The 18129-nt window shown below is 71.7% G+C and carries 13 protein-coding genes; 8 read left to right on the forward strand and 5 right to left on the reverse strand.

The window, feature by feature from the left end; translation table 11 throughout:
• Positions 1–90: 90 nt before the first annotated feature.
• The 4 genes from ACWC9R_RS35375 to ACWC9R_RS35390 form a co-directional block, all read right to left on the reverse strand.
• Positions 91–1638, reverse strand: coding sequence for a class I adenylate-forming enzyme family protein (locus ACWC9R_RS35375; RefSeq protein WP_450737814.1), 1548 nt, complete (start codon positions 1636–1638; stop codon positions 91–93).
• A gap of 96 nt (positions 1639–1734) precedes the next feature.
• Positions 1735–1902: a hypothetical protein gene (locus ACWC9R_RS35380; protein WP_450737816.1), complete on the reverse strand. Its 168-nt coding sequence runs from the start codon at positions 1900–1902 to the stop codon at positions 1735–1737.
• A gap of 131 nt (positions 1903–2033) precedes the next feature.
• Positions 2034–2204, reverse strand: coding sequence for a hypothetical protein (locus ACWC9R_RS35385; RefSeq protein ID WP_450737817.1), 171 nt, complete (start codon positions 2202–2204; stop codon positions 2034–2036).
• Positions 2205–2416: 212 nt separating this feature from the next.
• Positions 2417–5359, reverse strand: a complete 2943-nt coding sequence (locus tag ACWC9R_RS35390) for a BTAD domain-containing putative transcriptional regulator (protein WP_450737819.1) — start codon at positions 5357–5359, stop codon at positions 2417–2419.
• 358 nt (positions 5360–5717) lie between these two features.
• Here ACWC9R_RS35390 and ACWC9R_RS35395 point away from each other — a divergent pair, with 358 nt between their 5' ends.
• The 7 genes from ACWC9R_RS35395 (at position 5718) to ACWC9R_RS35425 (ending at position 15269) form a co-directional block, all read left to right on the forward strand.
• Positions 5718–6935, forward strand: coding sequence for an amidohydrolase family protein (locus ACWC9R_RS35395; protein ID WP_450737820.1), 1218 nt, complete (start codon positions 5718–5720; stop codon positions 6933–6935).
• Positions 6936–7043: 108 nt separating this feature from the next.
• The gene (locus ACWC9R_RS35400) at positions 7044–7955 is read left to right on the forward strand and encodes an LLM class F420-dependent oxidoreductase (RefSeq protein ID WP_450737833.1); all 912 of its coding nucleotides are present in this window, start codon (positions 7044–7046) and stop codon (positions 7953–7955) included.
• 48 nt (positions 7956–8003) lie between these two features.
• A complete protein-coding gene (locus tag ACWC9R_RS35405; RefSeq protein ID WP_450737821.1) occupies positions 8004–8789 on the forward strand; it encodes an SDR family NAD(P)-dependent oxidoreductase in 786 nt (261 codons plus the stop codon).
• 114 nt (positions 8790–8903) lie between these two features.
• Positions 8904–10028 (forward strand): LLM class flavin-dependent oxidoreductase, encoded by a 1125-nt coding sequence (locus ACWC9R_RS35410; protein ID WP_450737823.1) that lies wholly within the window; start codon positions 8904–8906, stop codon positions 10026–10028.
• A 29-nt stretch (positions 10029–10057) separates the two neighbouring features.
• Positions 10058–11797, forward strand: a complete 1740-nt coding sequence (locus ACWC9R_RS35415) for an N-acyl-D-amino-acid deacylase family protein (protein ID WP_450737825.1) — start codon at positions 10058–10060, stop codon at positions 11795–11797.
• A gap of 127 nt (positions 11798–11924) precedes the next feature.
• Positions 11925–13385: an aldehyde dehydrogenase family protein gene (locus ACWC9R_RS35420; protein WP_450737826.1), complete on the forward strand. Its 1461-nt coding sequence runs from the start codon at positions 11925–11927 to the stop codon at positions 13383–13385.
• 306 nt (positions 13386–13691) lie between these two features.
• Positions 13692–15269 carry an APC family permease gene (locus tag ACWC9R_RS35425; protein ID WP_450737828.1) on the forward strand — a complete coding sequence of 526 codons (1578 nt, stop codon included), beginning with the start codon at positions 13692–13694 and terminating at the stop codon, positions 15267–15269.
• Positions 15270–15444: 175 nt separating this feature from the next.
• On the opposite strand, the gene ACWC9R_RS35430 is transcribed toward ACWC9R_RS35425, so the two are convergent.
• Entirely contained in the window at positions 15445–16965 is a 1521-nt protein-coding gene (locus tag ACWC9R_RS35430; RefSeq protein WP_450737830.1) for a CehA/McbA family metallohydrolase, read from the reverse strand.
• Positions 16966–17128: 163 nt separating this feature from the next.
• On the opposite strand from ACWC9R_RS35430, the gene ACWC9R_RS35435 reads away from it, so the two are divergent.
• Positions 17129–17953 (forward strand): TIGR03619 family F420-dependent LLM class oxidoreductase, encoded by an 825-nt coding sequence (locus tag ACWC9R_RS35435; protein ID WP_450737832.1) that lies wholly within the window; start codon positions 17129–17131, stop codon positions 17951–17953.
• Positions 17954–18129: the final 176 nt, after the last annotated feature.

Genomic DNA, 18129 nt, shown 5'->3' on the forward strand with positions numbered 1-18129 from the left:
CCTCGTAGTGGGTCTACGTGGACGATCCCGACAACGCAGCGAGCGTGCGTGCCAGACGCCGCGAGCCAGGCGGGACTTTGCGGACACGCCCTAGTCCGCGTACCGCTCCCGCAGCACCGTCTTGAGCACCTTGTTCAGCGGCCCGCCGCGCGGCAGCTCGTGGACGGTCTCCAGCTGCTCCGGCAGCTTCTGGGTCATCAGCCCCGCCGCCCGCAGATGCGCGGTCAGCCCGGCCAGGGTCGGCGGCGGCGCGGACGGATCGGCGGGCGTGACCACCGCGCACACCCGCTCGCCGCGCTCCCGGTCCGGCAGTCCGATCACCGCGGCCTCCGCCACCGCCGGATGGGTGTGCAGCAGCTCCTCGATCTCCTGCGCGGAGATGTTCTCGCCCTTGCGGATGATGATGTCCTTCAGCCGCCCGGTCAGCACCAGATGCCCGTCCGGGCGCAGTCTCCCCAGGTCACCGGTGCGGAAGAAGCCGTCGGCGGTGAACGCCTCCGCGGTCAGCGCCGGGTCCGTGTACCCGCGGAAGAGCATCGTCCCCTTGAGCGTGACCTCGCCGGTCTCCCCGGTGCCGGCCTCCGACCCGTCCGGCCGCACGATCCGCACCCGCGCTCCCACGACCGGCCTGCCGACGGTCCGCGACAGCTGCTCGTCGCTGTCGTACGGCGTCCCCATCGCGATCATCGGGCACTCGGTCATCCCGTACCCGTGCACGACCGCGCACCCCAGCTCCCGGCCGGCCGCCGCATACAGCTCCGGCGGCAGTGGCGCCCCGCCGCCGGAGAGCAGCCGCAGTGACGGCATCAGCCGCCCCGCGTGCGGCAGTTGGCGCCGGTAGCGGCGCGACTCGTCCAGGAACGCCTGGTAGAACGCGGTGCTGCCGCCGGCCATGGTGACCCCGTGCCGCCGGTAGACCGCGGCCGCGCGCCCCGGTTCGAAGCTGTCCAGGATGACCGCGGGAAATCCGCTGACCAGCATGGCGATGACGTAGTCCGGGCCGGCGATGTGCGCGTACGGAAAGGCGATCGAGCCGATGTCGTCCGCGGACATGCCGAGCGCGGTGGCCAGCCCGACGCCGCCGGCGATGAGGCCGGCATCGGTGTGCCGCACCCCCTTGGGGGCGGAGGTGGTGCCGGAGGTGTAGTAGATCCAGGTGGTGGCCTCGCCGCCGGGCGCCACCTCGGGCAGCCCGGCCGGGTCCCCCGTCGGCAGCCCGTCGCCGACCGGCAGCACCCGCACCCCGTCCCCGGCGAGCTTCCGCACCATCGCGGTGTGGTCGAACCCCCGCCACACGCCCGGTACCAGCACGAACTCCGCCGCCGACTCCGCCAGGATGAAGCCGGTCTCACGCTCCCGGTGCAGCGGAATGACCGGTGTCTGCACGGCTCCCAGCCGGGCCAGCGCCAGCGAAGCGACCACCGTTTCGACCCGCGTCGGCAACTGCCACGCCACCCGCGTCCCGGCCCCGATCCCCAGCTCCCGGAACCCGGCCGCCACCTGCAGGGCCTCGTCCCGCACCCCGTCGAAGGTGACGGTCCGCCCGTCCCCGTCGAGGAACATCGGCCTCCCACCCGAGGCCCGCGCACGGTACTCGACCAGTTCCCAGAGCGTCTGTATACGGGCGGGGTCGAACATGGCGCCTCCTCGCTCTGGGCGGGCGGAACGCGGTCCGGGCCCGGCCACGTCACCCGGGCGGATGGGGGTGACTTTAGCAGCGGATCTGACGGAGCGTCAGAGAATGACGTCGTTCGACTGCGGGGGCGTGGGGCGGTGCCGGTCGAGGAGGCCGAGGCTCGCTCCCGATGCGGGCCGGACGACGTCCGCCACGACCGGGAGCACGGCGCCGGTCACGGCGGCGGCGACGGCAAGCGATATCAGGGTCTTCTTCAGTCGGTTCATTCGGACTCCGGTTTCTGGAAGGTGTCGTGGAGGGGGCAGAAGGGAAAACGCCGCAGGGGCCGGTCCCGATGGCTCCCCTCCGTGCCATCGAAACCAGCCCCTGTGATCCCCCGAGATTGGACCGCTCAGAACTACTGGGGGTCCACGATCGGCCTGTGCTTGTCCTGCGTGGACAGGACACCGGGTGCGGGATTCTGCGTCGGCTCCTGCGCGGTGCCCTCTCCGATGATCGGACGGTGCTTGTCCATCGGCTTGATGATCGGCTTCTGGGTCGGCTTGACGTTGCCTTCTTCTGTGCTCACGGTGACCAACTCCTGTGTATGGGCGCTGTACAGTACGCCTCGCCGGCGACTCCCCCGTGGGCCGCCGGAGAGGTGTACCAGGGCCGAACACCTTACGGTGGGGCCGGGTCACCGAGCCGCCTGCCCCCCGAGGCGGCGGATCGGTAAGTAAGAGAGTGGCCCTCCGCGATGAACGATCGATAAACGTCCGCGATGATGCCGCTGAGCTGCTGTTATGCGGCGGCCATGGGAGTCAGCAGAGTGCGCACCGTGGCGGCCTCGGGCGACCCGAGCCGGTCATGGATGGACAGCGCCTCCTGCCAGCACACCCGCGCCCGGCTGGTGTGCCCGATGGCATGGAGGGCCCGGCCGAGCGTGGTCAGGGCGTTGGCTCGCCACCATTCGCCACCGATACCGCGCAGAGTCGTCAGCGCCTGTTCGGCGTGGTTGGCCGCATCCGAGGGCCGGTTCCCTGCCAGTTCGACCTCGGCGAGCCGGAAGTAGGTCATGCCTTCCCAGAACCGCTGCCGGCTCTGCCGGAATATCGCCAGGGCGTTCGTCAGATGAACTGTGGCGTCGTCCAGACGGTCGGCCAGCGTGAAGGCCAGGGCCAGCGCGTACATGCCGTTGGCCAGGCGCCGTTCGGCCCCGAGCCGACGGTAGATGGCGATGCCCTGTTCGGCGAGCGCGATGGCGCTCTCCGTACGCCCGGTATCCAGGTGAACCCGGGAGAGGTTGCAGAGTGCGCTCGCCTCTGACTGCTCGTTGTTGTCCTCGCGGAAGGCGGCGAGCGCTTGGTTGAGGTAGGCCTCCGCGTCCCCGTGCCGCTTCTGCTCTCCGGCGATGATGGCCCGGTCATTGGGCGCGTTGGAGGAGGAGAAGGGGTCACCCACGGCCAACCCGAGGAGCATGGCCAACTTGGCGTGCTCATCCGCCTCGTCGAGCCGTCCCGCAAGGGTGTGGACGTTGGTGAGCGAAGTGTGCAGGCGGGCTTGGGCGTGCTCGTCCTCGGCCGCCAGTGCGGCTTCCAGCAGCCGCACATTGGCCTGCTCGTACTGTCGGGCGTCGGCGCCGGACTCGGCGAGATCCAGGGTCAGCAGTAGCAGGTCGACGGAGCGGCGCAGAAGGGCTGGGCCCGTTGCCTGCTGAGCGCAGGCGAGCACGCAGCTGGCCTCGTTGAACAGCCAGGCCAGCGCGGCCTGCCGGTCCGTCAGATCCAGCCCCGGATACGTGGGAGTCTCCATATGGTCGACGAGCCGGTCGCCGGGCCGCTCCAGGGCGTACATCCTGGCGGCTGTCGCCAGATAGAAGTCCAGCAGCCGTGACAGGGCCGCGTCCCGCTCGGAGGGCGGCAGTTCGTCCCGTTCCGCGCAGGCGCGGGCGTAGAGCCGGACCAGATCGTGGAAGCGATAGCGGCCGGGGGCCGCGGATTCCATCAGGCTGGCGTCGACCAGGGATTCGACCAGGTCCTCCGCGGCATCGATGTCGAGATCGAGTATGGCCGCCGCGGCCGCCAGCGAGATGTCTGGGCCGTCGGCGAGGCCCAGCAGCCGGAAGGCGCGGGCCTGGTGGGGCTCGAGCTGGCCGTAGCCCAGCTCGAAGGTGGCCTTGACGGCGAGGTCGCCCGCGCGGAGTTCGTCCAGGCGGCGGCGTTCGTCGGCGAGCTTGCTGGCCAGGGTCGAGACCGTCCACGTACGGCGGGCGGCCAGCCGGGAGGCGGCGATCCGGATGGCCAGCGGCAGGAAGCCGCAGGCGCCGACGACGGCCATGGCGGCCTGGCGTTCGGAGGTGACGCGCTCCTCGCCGACGATGCGGGTGAAGAGGGCCAGTGCCTCCTCGGGACTCATCACGTCCAGGTCGATCAGATGCGCTCCGGCTAGATCGATCATACGAGCCCGGCTGGTGATCAGCGCCGCGCAGCCCTCCGACCCGGGGAGCAGCGGACGGATCTGCGCGGCGTCCCGCGCGTTGTCGAGCAGCGCCAGTACCCGGCGTCCGGCAAGGGTGGAGCGGTACAGCGCGGCGCGCTCCTCAAGGCCGTCCGGGATGGCGGAGTCAGCGGTACCCAGTGCCCTTAGAAACGCCCCCAGTACCGCCTCCGGTTCGGAAGGGTTGTGGCCCGCACCCTGTAGATCGACGTACAGCTGGCCGTCCGGGAAACGGTCCCGGGCGGTGTGCGCGACATGGACGGCCAGGGTGGTCTTGCCGACGCCGCCGATGCCGGTGAGGGCGGAGACGGCCATGACGCTGCCCTCGGCGGTGGCGAGCTGGTCGCCGAGTTCGGAGACGAAGGCGGCGCGGCCGGTGAAGTCGGCGACGGTGGCCGGGAGTTGCTGCGGGCGCACGATGGCGGGGCCGGCGGGGTCCGCGTCGAAGGTGACGAGGACGGGTGCGTCCAGCTCCGGGTCCGCGCGGAGAATCCGCTGCTGGAGTTCGGCGAGCGAGGCGCGGGGTTCGACGCCCAGCTCCTCGTCGAGCAGCTGGCGGGTGTCGGTGTAGACGGCCAGCGCCTCGGCCTGGCGCCCGCTGCGGTACAGCGCCAGCATGAGGAGTTCCCGCAGCCGCTCGCGCAGCGGGTGGGCGGCGGTGAGGGCGGTCAGTTCGGAGACCGCCTCGGCGTGGCAGCCGACCTCCAGGTCGAGTTCGAGGCGCATCTCCAGCAGGGTCAGCCGCCACTCGTCGAGGCGGGTGCGCTGGGTGTCGGCGTACGGGCCGGGGAGGCCGGCCAGGGGCTCGCCGTCCCACAGGGCGAGCGCGGCGTCGAGGAGTTCGCGGGCGCGGCCGCGGTCGCCGACGGTCTTGGCCTTCTCGGCCTCGGCCGCGTACTGCTCGGCGTGGTCATGGTCCAGGTCCAGCGGGTGGCCGTCCACCGAGCGGATCGCGTAGCCGCCGGACTCGCTGACCAGGGCGGCGGCGTCGTCGCCCAGTGCCTTGCGGAGCCGTGAGGCGTAGGTGCGCAGGGCGGCGAGCGCGGCGTGCGGCGGTTCGTCGCCCCACAGCGCGTCGACGAGCTCGGGTGCGGTGGCGGTACGGCCGCCGCGCAGCAGCAGTGCGGCGAGCAGTGCACGCTGCTGCGGGGAGCCCGCAGCCAGCGGCGCATGGCCGCGCCAGGCCCGCACGGGGCCGAGCACGGAGAAGCGGAGCCGCTCCCGCCCCTGCCCCGGACTGTGGTCCATGAGTCCCCCTGCCTTGTGCCGTCCGTTCGTACCGTTCGCATCGGTTCACCGTGCGCAACGGTCAGTCTGCCTTGTCCCGGCCCCGTACGTCAGTAGGGGTCCGGAGCATGCACAAAGCCTCCTCGGGCGATCAAGTGGCGTATGCGCCAGCGCACAAGGGCGCGCGGAAGGTCCACCTCCGCGCGCCCTTTGTCCGACGGGTGCCCCCCGTGACGGCCCGATCGCGCCGGACCGCGGCCCTCCTCTCCGGCGCCCGCACCCCGCCCCGGCCGCCGCCCGCCTGCGGTCCTCACCGTTCCGGAACCGGCCCGTGCACGCATTACTGACGGACCGTCAGATCGGCGCTACCGTATCCGCCATGGAGACCTTCCCGAAGATCATCTCGGTGGACGACCACACGGTGGAGCCCCCCAACGTCTGGCGGGACCGGCTCCCGTCGAAGTACCACGACCTCGGTCCGCGCATCGTCCGGGCGCCCGTGAAGGAAATGACGTTCGTGGGCGGAAAGTTCGCCCCGAAGATGGGCGCCGAAGGTGACGGCGGGCCCATAGCCGACTGGTGGGTCTACGAGGACCTGCACCGTCCGCTGACCCGCCTGGACACCGCCGTCGGCTACGCCCGTGACGACATCAGGCTCGAAGGCATCACCTACGAGCAGATGCGGCCGGGCTCCTTCAGCGTCCCCGAACGGCTGGCCGACATGGACGTCAACCACGTCCAGTCCGCGCTCTGTTTCCCCACCTTCCCCCGCTTCTGCGGCCAGACGTTCACCGAGGCCAAGGACCGTGAACTGGGCCTGCTGAGCGTGCGTGCCTACAACGACTGGATGGTGGAGGAGTGGTGCGGCCCGCAGGCCGGGGGGCGGCTGATCCCGCTCGCCCTGATCCCCCTGTGGGACGCCGAACTGGCCGCCGCGGAGGTACGGCGCAACGCGGCCCGCGGCGTCCGTGCCGTCTGCTTCAGCGAGATCCCGCCCCACCTGGGGCTGCCCAGCATCCACACCGACTACTGGGACCCCTTCCTGCGCGCCTGTGACGAGACCGGCACGGTCGTGGCCATGCACATCGGCTCGTCCAGCAGGATGCCCTCGACCTCCGCCGACGCCCCGGCCGCGGTCGGCTCCACGATCACCTTCGCCAACTGCTGCTTCTCGATGGTCGACTGGCTGATGAGCGGGAAGTTCGACCGCTTCCCGAACCTGAAGATCATGTACGCGGAGGGCCAGATCGGCTGGATTCCGTATGTCCTCGAACGTGCGGACGTGGTCTGGGAGGAGAACCGCGGCTGGGGCGGCGTCGCCGACAAGGTCCTCCGCCCGCCCTCCGAACTCTTCACCGAGCATGTCCACGGCTGCTTCTTCGACGACGCCTTCGGCCTGCGGAACCTGGACGCGATCGGCGTGGGGAACGTGCTGTACGAGACGGACTACCCGCACTCGGACTCGACCTGGCCGAAGTCGAGGGAGGTCGGCGAGGACCAGATGGGGCACCTGGCGCCGGATGTGGTGGAGCGGATCGTCCGGGGGAACGCCATCGCGCTGCTGGGGCTGACGGCGGAGGGCCTGTGGGCGGGGTGAGCGGGAGCGGGGCACGGGACGAACTCCGATTCGGACAGGGCTGGAGGGCCGGTGGACGGCGTGCGTGGTGGGGTGTGGCGGCCGGCGGACGGTCGGCTGGTGTACGGCATGCAGTTGCCGGTGCAGTCGCAGAGCACGCTCTTCGCGGAGTCCTGGGAGGCGGCCGCGGGGCCCGCTGATCTGGTCGAGGTCGCGCGGGCGGCGGACCGGTCCGGCTTCGCGTACGTCGCCTGCTGTGAGCATGTGGCGATTCCGCGGCGGCTGGCCGAGGCGATGAGCACCGTCTGGTACGACCCGGTGGCGACGCTGGCCCATCTGGCGGCGGTCACCGAGCGGGTCCGGCTGCTGAGCCATGTCGCGGTGGCCGGGCTCCGGCATCCGCTGATCACGGCCAAGCAGTACGCGACGCTGGACCGGCTCTCCGGCGGACGGCTGATCCTCGGAGTGGGCGCCGGGCACGTACCGGAGGAGTTCGCGGTGCTCGGGGCGGACTTCGGACGGCGCGGGGCGGTACTGGACGAGACCGTCGACGCGCTGAAGGCGGCGCTGGGACCCGACGAGTTCCCGGAGTTCACGGGGAAGCGGTTCGCGTTCGAGGGGCTGGGGCAGGCGCCGCGGCCCGTGCAGACCCCGCGGCCGCCGATCTGGGTGGGCGGCTCCTCGCCCGCCGCCGTACGCCGGGCCGCCGAGCGGGGCGACGGCTGGCTCCCGCAGGGGGACCGGCGCGACCAGCTGCCCGGTCAGATCACCCGGCTGCGGCGGCTGCGGGAGGCGGCCGGCATCGAGGAGCCGGCCGTGATCGGCACCATCGCCGAGCCGCTCCACGTCGGCGAGCCGGGCTGGGAGGTCGGCCGGCGGACGCTGTCCGGGCCGGCCGAGCGGATCGCGGACTCGCTGCGGGAGTACGGAGCGATGGGCGTACAGCAGATCCAGGTGCGGTTCCGCAGCCGGAGCCGCGCCGAACTGACGGACCAGATGGCGGCGTTCGGGGCGGAGGTCGCGCCGTTGCTCAACGGCTGACGGCGCACGCCCCGGCGGTCACGTACTCACCAGCGGAGGAGTGCAGGCATGGGCAAGCTCGACGGACGGGTCGTCGTGGTCACGGGTGCGGCGCGCGGGCAGGGGGAGCAGGAGGCGCGGCTGTTCGCCGCGGAGGGCGCGCGGGTGGTGCTCGGGGACGTGCTGGACGAGCGGGGTGCGGCGCTCGCCGCGGAGCTGGGGGAGGACACCGCGCGCTACGTCCGTCTGGACGTGACGCGGGAGGAGGACTGGCAGGCCGCGGCCGTCGCCGCCAAGGACGCCTTCGGCAAGATCGACGGGCTGGTCAACAACGCCGGGATACTGCGCTTCAACGAGCTGGTCTCCACACCCCTGGCGGAGTTCCAGCAGGTGGTGCAGGTCAACCAGGTCGGCTGCTTCCTGGGCATCCGCACGGTGGCCCCCGAGATCGAGGCGGCCGGCGGCGGCACGATCGTCAACACCGCCTCCTACACGGCGCTGACGGGGATGGCCTTCGTCGGCGCGTACGCCGCGACCAAGCACGCGGTCCTCGGGCTGACCCGGGTCGCCGCGGTGGAGCTGGCGTCGCGGAAGATCCGGGTCAACGCGGTGTGCCCGGGGGCGGTGGACACCCCGATGACCAACCCGGCCGCGCTCGACCCGGACGCCGATCCGGCGGAGTCGAAGCGGGCCGTGGACGAGCTCTACCGGAAGCTGGTGCCGCTGGGGCGGATCGGGCAGCCGGAGGAGGTCGCCAGGCTGGCGCTCTTCCTGTCGTGCGAGGACTCGTCGTACATCACCGGGCAGCCGTTCGTGGTCGACGGCGGGTGGCTGGCGGGGGTCAGCATCATCTGACGGTATGTCAGACAGCGCCGGTGACGGCTCTTGACGCTCCCCGCACGCGGTGGAACAGTCGGCACATCCAATCTGACGGTTCGTCAGATATAGCCACAGGGACGGTGAACCTCCTTGGAATTCGGGCTCTTTGTACAGGGATACGTGGGCAAGCGGGCCGAGACCGACCCGCTCGCGGAGCACAAGGCGCTGATGGAGGAGACCGAGTACGTCATCCAGGCGGACAAGTCCGGCTTCAAGTACGCCTGGGCGTCCGAGCACCACTTCCTGGAGGAGTACTCCCACCTCTCCGCCAACGACGTCTTCCTCGGCTATCTGGCCCACGCGACCGAGCGCATCCATCTGGGCTCCGGGATCTTCAACCCGCTCGCCCAGGTCAACCACCCCGTGAAGGTCGCCGAGAAGGTCGCCATGCTCGACCACCTCAGCGAGGGCCGCTTCGAGTTCGGCAGCGGACGGGGCGCCGGCAGCCACGAGATCCTGGGCTTCCTGCCGGGCATCACCGACATGAACCACACCAAGGAGATCTGGGAAGAGACCATCGCCGAGTTCCCGAAGATGTGGCTCCAGGAGGAGTACCCCGGGTTCCAGGGCAAACACTGGCAGCTGCCGCCGCGCAAGATCTTCCCCAAGCCGTACGGGGCCTCCCACCCGCCGATGTGGTACGCGGCCGGCTCACCGGCCTCCTACGCCATGGCGGCGAAGAAGGGCCTCGGGGTCCTCGGCTTCAGCGTGCAGAAGGTCTCCGACATGGAGTGGGTGCTGGAGCAGTACAAGACCGCGGTCCGGGACGCCGAACCGGTCGGTGACTTCGTCAACGACAACGTGATGGTCACCTCCACCGCGATCTGCGCCGAGACGCACGACAAGGCCGTGGAGATCGCGGTCAACGGCGGTCTCAACTACCTCCAGTCGCTGGTCTTCCGCTACCACGACACCTTCCCGCGGCCCGACGGCATCCCCGAGTGGCCCGAGCTGCTGCCCGACTACACCACCGAGATCATCGAGCTGCTGATCGCCGAGGAGCTGATGATCTGCGGCGACCCGGACGAGGTGCTCGGACAGTGCAGGCGCTGGGAGCAGGCCGGCGCCGACCAGCTGAGCTTCGGGCTGCCGATCGGGATCTCGTACGAGGACACCATGAACTCGATCCGGCTGATCGGCGAGCACGTGATCCCGAAGATCGACACCGATCCGGTGCACCGCACGACCCGGTTCCGGCAGGCCGCGGGCAGCTGAAGTCCGCCGAGGGGAAGGGGGCGCACCCCATGTTCGACCACCTGATCAAGGGCGCGACCGTTGTGGACGGGACGGGCACGCCCTCGTTCACCGCCGATGTCGGCATCCGCGACGGGCGGATCGCCGTCGTCGCGCCGCCCGGCACCGTCACCGAGGAGGCGAGGAGCAGCGAGGACGCGACCGGGATCGTCCTCGCCCCCGGCTTCGTCGATCCGCACACCCACTACGACGCGCAGCTCTTCTGGGACCCGTACGCGACGCCCTCGCTCAACCACGGGGTGACGACCGTGGCGGGCGGCAACTGCGGGTTCACGCTCGCCCCGCTGAACCCGGAGCGGCCCGCCGACGCCGACTACACCCGCCGGATGATGTCCAAGGTCGAGGGCATGTCCCTGGTGGCGCTCGAAGAGGGGGCGCCCTGGTCGTGGAGTTCGTTCGGCGAGTACCTCGACGCCCTGGAGGGGCGGATCGCCGTCAACGCGGGCTTCATGGTGGGGCATTGCGCACTGCGCCGCCACGTCATGGGCGAGGACGCCGTTGGCGGACAGCCGACGCCCGCCCAGCTGGAGCGGATGCTCGCGCTCTTCCACGAGGCGATGGCGGCCGGGGCGTGGGGCTTCTCCACCACCCAGTCCGCCACCCACACCGACGGGGACGGACAGCCGGTCGCCTCCCGGCACGCCGCACCGGCCGAACTGCTCGCGCTGTCCCGGGCGGTCGCCGAGCACGAGGGCACCCAGATCGAGGCGATCGTGGCCGGCTGCCTCGACCAGTTCAGCGACGCCGAGATCGAGCTGCTCGTCGAGATGAGCGCGGCGGCCGGACGCCCGCTGAACTGGAACGTGCTGACCATCGACGCGGCGGTGCCCGAACGGGTGCCGCGGCAGCTGATACCCAGCGCACGGGCCCGGGAGGCGGGTGGCCGGATCGTGGCGCTGACCATGCCGATCCTCACCCCCATGAACATGTCCCTGGGGACCTTCTGCGCCCTGAACCTGATCCCCGGATGGGGCGACATCCTGGGCCTGCCGGTCCCCGAACGGATCGCGAAGCTCGGTGACCCCGCCGTCCGGGCCGAGATGCTGCGGCGCGCGGACAGCAAGGAGGCGGGCGTCTTCCGGCGGCTCACCCACTTCGGCCGGTACGTCATCGGCGACACCTACTCCGCCGCCAACGAGGGCCTCACCGGACGCGTCGTCAAGGACATCGCCGCCGAGCGCGGCCAGGAGCCGTTCGCGTGCCTGGTCGAGATCTGCGCCAACGACCAGCTGCGCACCGTCCTGTGGCCGATGCCCACCGACAACGACCCGGACTCCTGGGCGCTGCGCGCCGAGACCTGGCAGCACGAGGACGTCCTGCTGGGCGGGTCGGACGCGGGCGCGCACCTGGACCGGATGTGCGGCGCCCCGTACACCACGCGCTTCCTCGGCGACTGTCTGCGCGGCCGCAAGCTGATGGGCCTGGAGCAGGCCGTGAAGATGCTGACCGACGACCCCGCGCAGCTCTTCGGCCTGCGGGAGCGGGGCCGCATCGAGGAGGGCTGGCACGCCGACCTGGTCCTCTTCGACCCCGAGCGGATCGACGCGGGCAAGGCCACCCTCGTCCACGACCTGCCCGGCGACAGCCCGCGGCTGGACTCCCGGGCGATCGGCATCAACGCGGTGTGGGTCAACGGCGTCGAGACGATCCGCGAGGACGTGGTGACCGGCGCGGTACCGGGGACGGTCCTGCGGTCGGGGCGGGACACGAGGACGGTGAGCACGAAGTGACGGTGACGCGGCGGGGGGCGGGCGCGGTGGCGGTCGGGGGTGAGCGGCGGCTCGTGATGCGGGGCGCGGCGCCGGGCCCGGGCGGTCCGCGGTGCGGTGCGCCGGGCGCGGGGGCGGTGAGCGGCACATGACGGCTCCGGAGCGGTTGTTCATCGGCGGGGAGTGGGCCGCGCCGGACGGCGGGCACTACGAGGTCATCGACCCGGCGACGGAGGGGGTCGTCGGGCTCGCGCCCGAGGCGAGCGCGGAGCAGGTGCGCCAGGCGGCGGCCGCGGCCCGCGAGGCCTTCCCCGCCTGGTCCGGGACGTCGCCGCAGCGGCGCGCCGCGATCCTCGACCGGGCCGCCGAGGTGATGCAGCGGGATTCCGCGGCGCACGCCGAGCTGGCGCAGGCGGAGAGCGGGGCGACGACCGGCACGGCGCGCGGGATGCAGGTCGCGGTGGGGGTGGCGCGCTTCCGGCGGTATGCGAAGGGGGCGCTGGAGCCCGTGGAGCAGGCGCTGCCGCCGCAGATCAACGAGGCCGGGCCGATGGGGAAGGCGGGTGTGCTCGGCGCCCTGGCGGTACGGCAGCCGGTCGGCGTGGTCACCTGCATCACCTCGTACAACAACCCCTGGGCCAATCCGGCGGGCAAGATCGCCCCGGCGCTGGCGATGGGCAACACCGTCGTGGTGAAGCCCGCCCCGCAGGACCCGCTGTCGGTCTACCGGATGGCCGCGGCGCTGGCGGAGGCGGGGGCGCCGCCGGGCGTCGTGAACGTGGTCAGCGGCGCCTCCCCGGCGGTCGGCGAGGCGGCCGTGGACGCGCCGGACGTGGACATGGTGAGCTTCACCGGTTCGACGGCCGTCGGGCAGCGCATCGCCGAGGTGTGCGGCCGCGGCATGAAACGCCAGCTCATGGAGCTGGGCGGGAAGGGCGCCGCGCTGGTCTTCGATGACGCGGACCTGGACTCGGCGGTGGCCGGCATCGGTACGACGTACTCCTTCTACAGCGGGCAGATCTGCACCGCGCCGACGCGGGTGATCGCGCAGCGCGGGGTGTACGAGGCGCTGGTGGAAGGGCTGACGCGGTACCTGGGGCGGCTGACGGTCGGCGATCCCCGTGCGCCGGGGACGGTGGTCGGTCCGGTGATCTCGGCCGCGCACCGCGACCGGATCGCGTCGTACGTCGAGCTGGGCAGGAAGGAGGGCGCCCGGGTCGTGGCGGGCGGCGGACGGCAGCCCCTTCCGGAGCGCGGCTTCTACGTGGCGCCGACGCTGCTGGCCGACTGCACCCCGGACATGCGGGTCGTCCGGGAGGAGATCTTCGGTCCGGTCGTCGCCGTCCTGCCCTTCGACGACGAGGACGAGGGGATCGCCCTCGCCAACGACAGCGACTACGGGCTGATCGACTACGTGTGGTCCGGCGATGTCGCCCGCGCCTTCCGGGTGGCCCGGCGGCTGCGGGCCGGCGGGGTCGGGGTGAACACGGTCGGGCGGAACATGGAGGCGCCGTTCGGCGGCTTCAAGAAGAGCGGGGTGGGTCGTGATGTCGGCTCCTACGCGCTGCATGCCTACAGCGAGCTGCAGGCGATCGTCTGGCCGGGGTGAGGAGGCGGGGTGCGGCGGTGGGGTGTGGCGGCGGGGGTGCGGCGGCCGGGCGGGGTGCCGGGACCGGCTCGGCTGCTGCTGTGGGAACGGCGGGGGGACGGGAAAATTTTGAACTGGGGCAAAGCGGACGTTGCTGCGGTTCTCGCAATGCGAAAGATGTAAGTCGGAAGCGTTGATGTGAAGGCGCTCCCTTCTCCTGCCCTCGCAATGGTGGGCGTGGATGGGGGATTGGCCTTTGTGGTGAAGGTCTGCCCTGCGGAGGATGATCTTCCGGATGCGGATACAGCAGCCCCTAACGTCCTGTTCATGGTTCAGGTTGACCCCCGGCCCCAGACCGGGGACACGGTAACGAGCGTCGGCGCTCCCGTCGGTGACACCGGCGGCGGCACCCGCGGCAAGGGCCTCAGCGGCAACTCCGTGGGGCTGCTCGGCAGCGCGGTCATCGGCGTCTCGACTGTCGCACCCGTGTACTGCCTCACCTCGACCCTCGGCCCCACGGTCGGCGAGGTCGGGGTGCAGATGCCCGCCGTCTTCCTCGCGGGCTTCCTGCCGATGCTGCTGGTCGCCTTCGCCTACCGCGAGCTCAACAAGGCCGTGCCGGACTGCGGCACCTCCTTCACCTGGACGGTCAAGGCCTTCGGGCCACGGGTCGGCTGGATGTGCGGCTGGGGGCTGGTGATCGCCACGATCATCGTGCTCTCCAATCTGGCGGGCGTCGCCACCTCGTTCTTCTATCTGCTGCTCGGCGAACTCACCGGCAGCCAGGCCGTCGCCGCCCTCGACGACAACAAGGCCGCCCATGTGCTGACCTGCCTGGCCTTCATCGCCCTCGCCACGGCCATCAGCTACCGCGGGATGACCGCCACCAAGGGCGTCCAGTACGCCCTGGTCGGGCTCCAGCTCGCGGTGCTCGCGGTGTTCGTCGCGCTGGCCGTGACCAAGGCACGGTCCGGCGACTTCGCCGGCTCCCTCGACTTCTCCTGGACCTGGCTCGACCCGTTCGCCGTCCAGTCGTTCTCGTCGTTCACGGCCGGCCTGTCGCTGTCGATCTTCATGTTCTGGGGCTGGGACGCCTGCCTCACCGTCAACGAGGAGACCGCCGGCAGCGCGAAGACACCCGGCCGGGCGGCCCTGCTGGCCATGGTCGTGCTGATCGGCTCCTACCTCCTCACCGCCGTCGCCGCCCAGATGTTCTCCGGCGTCGGCAACCGGGGGCCGGGCCTCGGCAACCCGGACACCGCCGACAACGTCTTCGCCGCGCTCGCCGACCCCGTCATGGGCACCGTGCTCGGCGTACTCCTCTTCGTCGCGGTCCTCGCCTCGGCCGCGGCCAGCCTTCAGACCACCTTCATCCCGGTGGCCCGTACGGTCCTGGCGATGAGCACCTACGAGGCGCTGCCCGCGTCCTTCGCCAGGATTCACCCGCGGTTCCGCTCCCCGGCGCAGGCGACCGTGGCGGCCGGTGTCGCCACCGGTGTCTTCTACGCCGTGATGAGCTTCCTCAGCGAGAACGTGCTGATCGACACCATCTACGCACTCGGCCTCATGATCTGCTTCTACTACGCGATCACCGCCTTCGCCTGTGCCTGGTTCTTCCGCGGCGAGCTGCGGAACTCGGCCCGCGACCTGCTGTTCAAGGGGATCTTCCCGGCGCTGGGCGGCGCCCTGCTCGCAGCCGTCTTCGGCAAAACGCTGGTCGACATGTGGAACCCCGCCTATGGATCGGGCAGTTCGGTCTTCGGTATCGGCTCGGTCTTCGTCATCGGTGTCGGACTGCTGCTGCTCGGCGTCGTGATCATGCTGCTGATGCAGCGCCGCAGCCCCGCCTTCTTCCGCGGCGAGGTACTGACCCGTGCCACGCCGGCGCTGGTGGTGGAGGAGTAGGGAGGGAGCGGGGGAGTTGGGGAGCAGGGGTGCGGGGGGGAGGGCGCAGGGGCCCGCCCGCGCCGGGCTCCCCCTCCCGACGCCGTCAGCCCCGCCCGGCTCAGCCCCGCCCGGCTCAGCCCCGCCTGACTCAGCCCCGCCCGGCTCAGCCCCGCCTGACTCAGCCCCGCCCGGCTCAGCCCCGGCGCCCCAGGAAGACCGGGTTGGTCATCGCCGCCATGGGGCCCGGCAGGCCGGGGGTGGTCGCGGGGTGGCGGACCTCCGCGCGTATGTAGGCGGCGTGATCGGGGGTGGTCTGCCAGCTGACGGTGCCGTCGCCCGAGGGGGACAGCGGGGCGGAGTGCAGCCGTCCCTGGTCGGTGACGAAGGAGACCGTGCAGCCGGGGGCGCCGGAGACCGTCAGCCGCGCGGTGACCTGCGCCGTACCGGAGACCGCCAGCCGCTCGCCGATTCCGGCGTGTTCGCCCCGCTCCCCGGTGACCGAGAACGTCAGGCCGACCTTCGACGACTCGGCGATCCAGACCCGGCCGGCCCGGATGCCGTCCTGCACCGCCCGGCGCGAGAGGTCGTCGGCGAGCACCACGGTCTGCGGCAGTCCGACGACATCGGGGTCGCGATGGGCGTCGCTGTGGCCGACGGCCGGCAGCCATTCGGCGCGGCCCCGTGAGTGGGCGACCAGGGTGTTGTCCCACTCGGCGAGGGTGACCTCGTCATCGGGGGTGTACGGGCCGTTCCAGACCTCCACCGCGTCGGCCTCGTTCAGTCCGAACTTCCAGTTGCAGCCGATGCAGGTGGCGTGCGGATGCGCCGGGATGACCAGGCCGCCGGCCCGCCGGATGGCGCGTGCGTACTTCCCGAAGGCGTTGTCGCGGGCCCGGTAGCGCCAGTCGACGAAGACCCCGGGGTCGGTCCCCATCGCCAGCACGTGGCCGTTGCGGGTGGTGACCTCCTCGCCGGTCAGGATCAGCAGGTCATCGCCCCACAGGCCGTCCCAGGCGCGATGGGAGGAGGTGGTGTTGTGCTCGGAGGTGGTGAGGAAGTCCAGCCCGGCGGCGCGGGCCAGCGCGGCGATCTCGGCGGGGGTGCGCCTGCCGTCGGAGTGGACGGAGTGCAGATGGTTGTCGCCGCGGTACCACGCACGGCCCCGGCCCCGGGCGCGCTCGGGGGGATGGACGGGCGCCGGGGTGCGCCCCTGGGGGCCGTACTTCAGGGTGACCGTGACGTCGTAGGTCAGCCCCTGCGGAGCGACCGTGTACGGGCCGAGGGCGATATGCCAGGTGCCGGCGTTGACGGGGCCGGGGAGATAGCCGGGGGTGGCCTCGTCGGCGCGCAGGAAGAACTCCGTGCGCGCCCCGCCCGACCAGCCGCGGAAGCCGGCGCCGCCGAGGTCCGTGCCCCGTTCGTCGAAGATGCCGATGTCACAGGCGTTGCCGGCCGTGCCCTCGGGGACGGTGGGCCTGTCGTAGCGGTAGGACACGGCGATTTCGCGCACCCCGCGCGGCACTTCGACCGGCAGGTACACGAAGTCGGGTGCGCCCGTGGGCAGATGGCCGGTGACCCGCCGGGTCCGCTCGCCCGGCCCGCCTCCGGACCGCCCGTCGGCGGACGCCGCCTCGGCGAAGCTCACACGTCCGAGCGTAAGCGCGCCCGTCGCGCCCGCAACCGCCGAAAGTCTCAGAACATCACGCCGTTCCATCCCGCCCCCCTGTGTCGTGCGGTGTCCGCCGCGCGGCCGGCTCGTCGCGCCGCGTGAAATCTGTTGTACGCGGCTGTGACACCGAGCGAAAGGGCTGTGGATAACCGTCGGGCGGTGAGGCACCATGCGGTCACGCACAGCCCCGACGCGGAGGTGTCCCAGCATGCGGATCGCGACCACGATCTTTCTGACCGACGAGACGATCCGGCCGGACCGGCTGGGCCACGAGCTCGAACAGCGCGGATTCGCCGGCCTCTATCTCCCGGAGCACACCCACATCCCGGCAGGACGGGAGACTCCCGCGCCCATGGGCGATCCCCTGCCGCGCGAATACGGCCGGACCCTCGACCCGTTCATCGCGCTCGGCCAGGCCGCCGCGGTCACCGAACGGCTCGCCCTCGGCACCGGCATCACCCTGGTCGCCCAGCACGACCCGGTCGGCCTCGCCAAGCAGGTCGCGACCCTCGACTTCCTCTCCGGTGGCCGCTTCACCCTCGGCATCGGCTACGGCTGGAACGTCGAGGAGGCCGCCGACCACGGGGTGGAGTGGTCGACCCGGCGGGAGCTGACCCGGGACCGGGTGGCGCTGATGCGCGCCCTGTGGGCCGACGAACCGACCGCGTACAAGGGCGCGTTCGGGTCGGTACGGGCGTCCTTCGCCCACCCCAAGCCGGCCAACGGCGCGCCCCGCATCCTCCTGGGCGGCGCGGCCGGGCCCAAGCTCTTCGGGCAGATCGCCGCGTACGCGGACGGCTGGCTGCCGATCGGCGGGCGGGGGCTGACCGAGACCGTTCCGGTGCTGCGGCAGGCGTGGGCGGACGCCGGACGCACCGGTGAGCCGGTGGTGGTGCCGTACGCGGTCCGCCCGTCGGCCGGAAAGCTGGCGCACTACCGCGAACTGGGCCTGCACGAGGTGGTGCTGCAACTGCCCGCGGCCGGGGAGGCGGACGTACTGCGGACGCTGGACGACTACGCGCAGTACCTGTGACGCACGGCAGCGCGCCGTACCGGACGGGTGACCGCGGCCGGCGGCAGGCCCCGCGGTCCCGGAGGAGGGCGATCGAGCCGGACAACACACCTAGTGACCTGAGTCAGAGATTCGTCGTTGGTTGGGTATGAGTCGTCCGGGTCCGAAGATTCCGCCGTTGTCGGTGACCGATGCGC

The organism is Streptomyces sp. NPDC001219 (assembly GCF_053597915.1).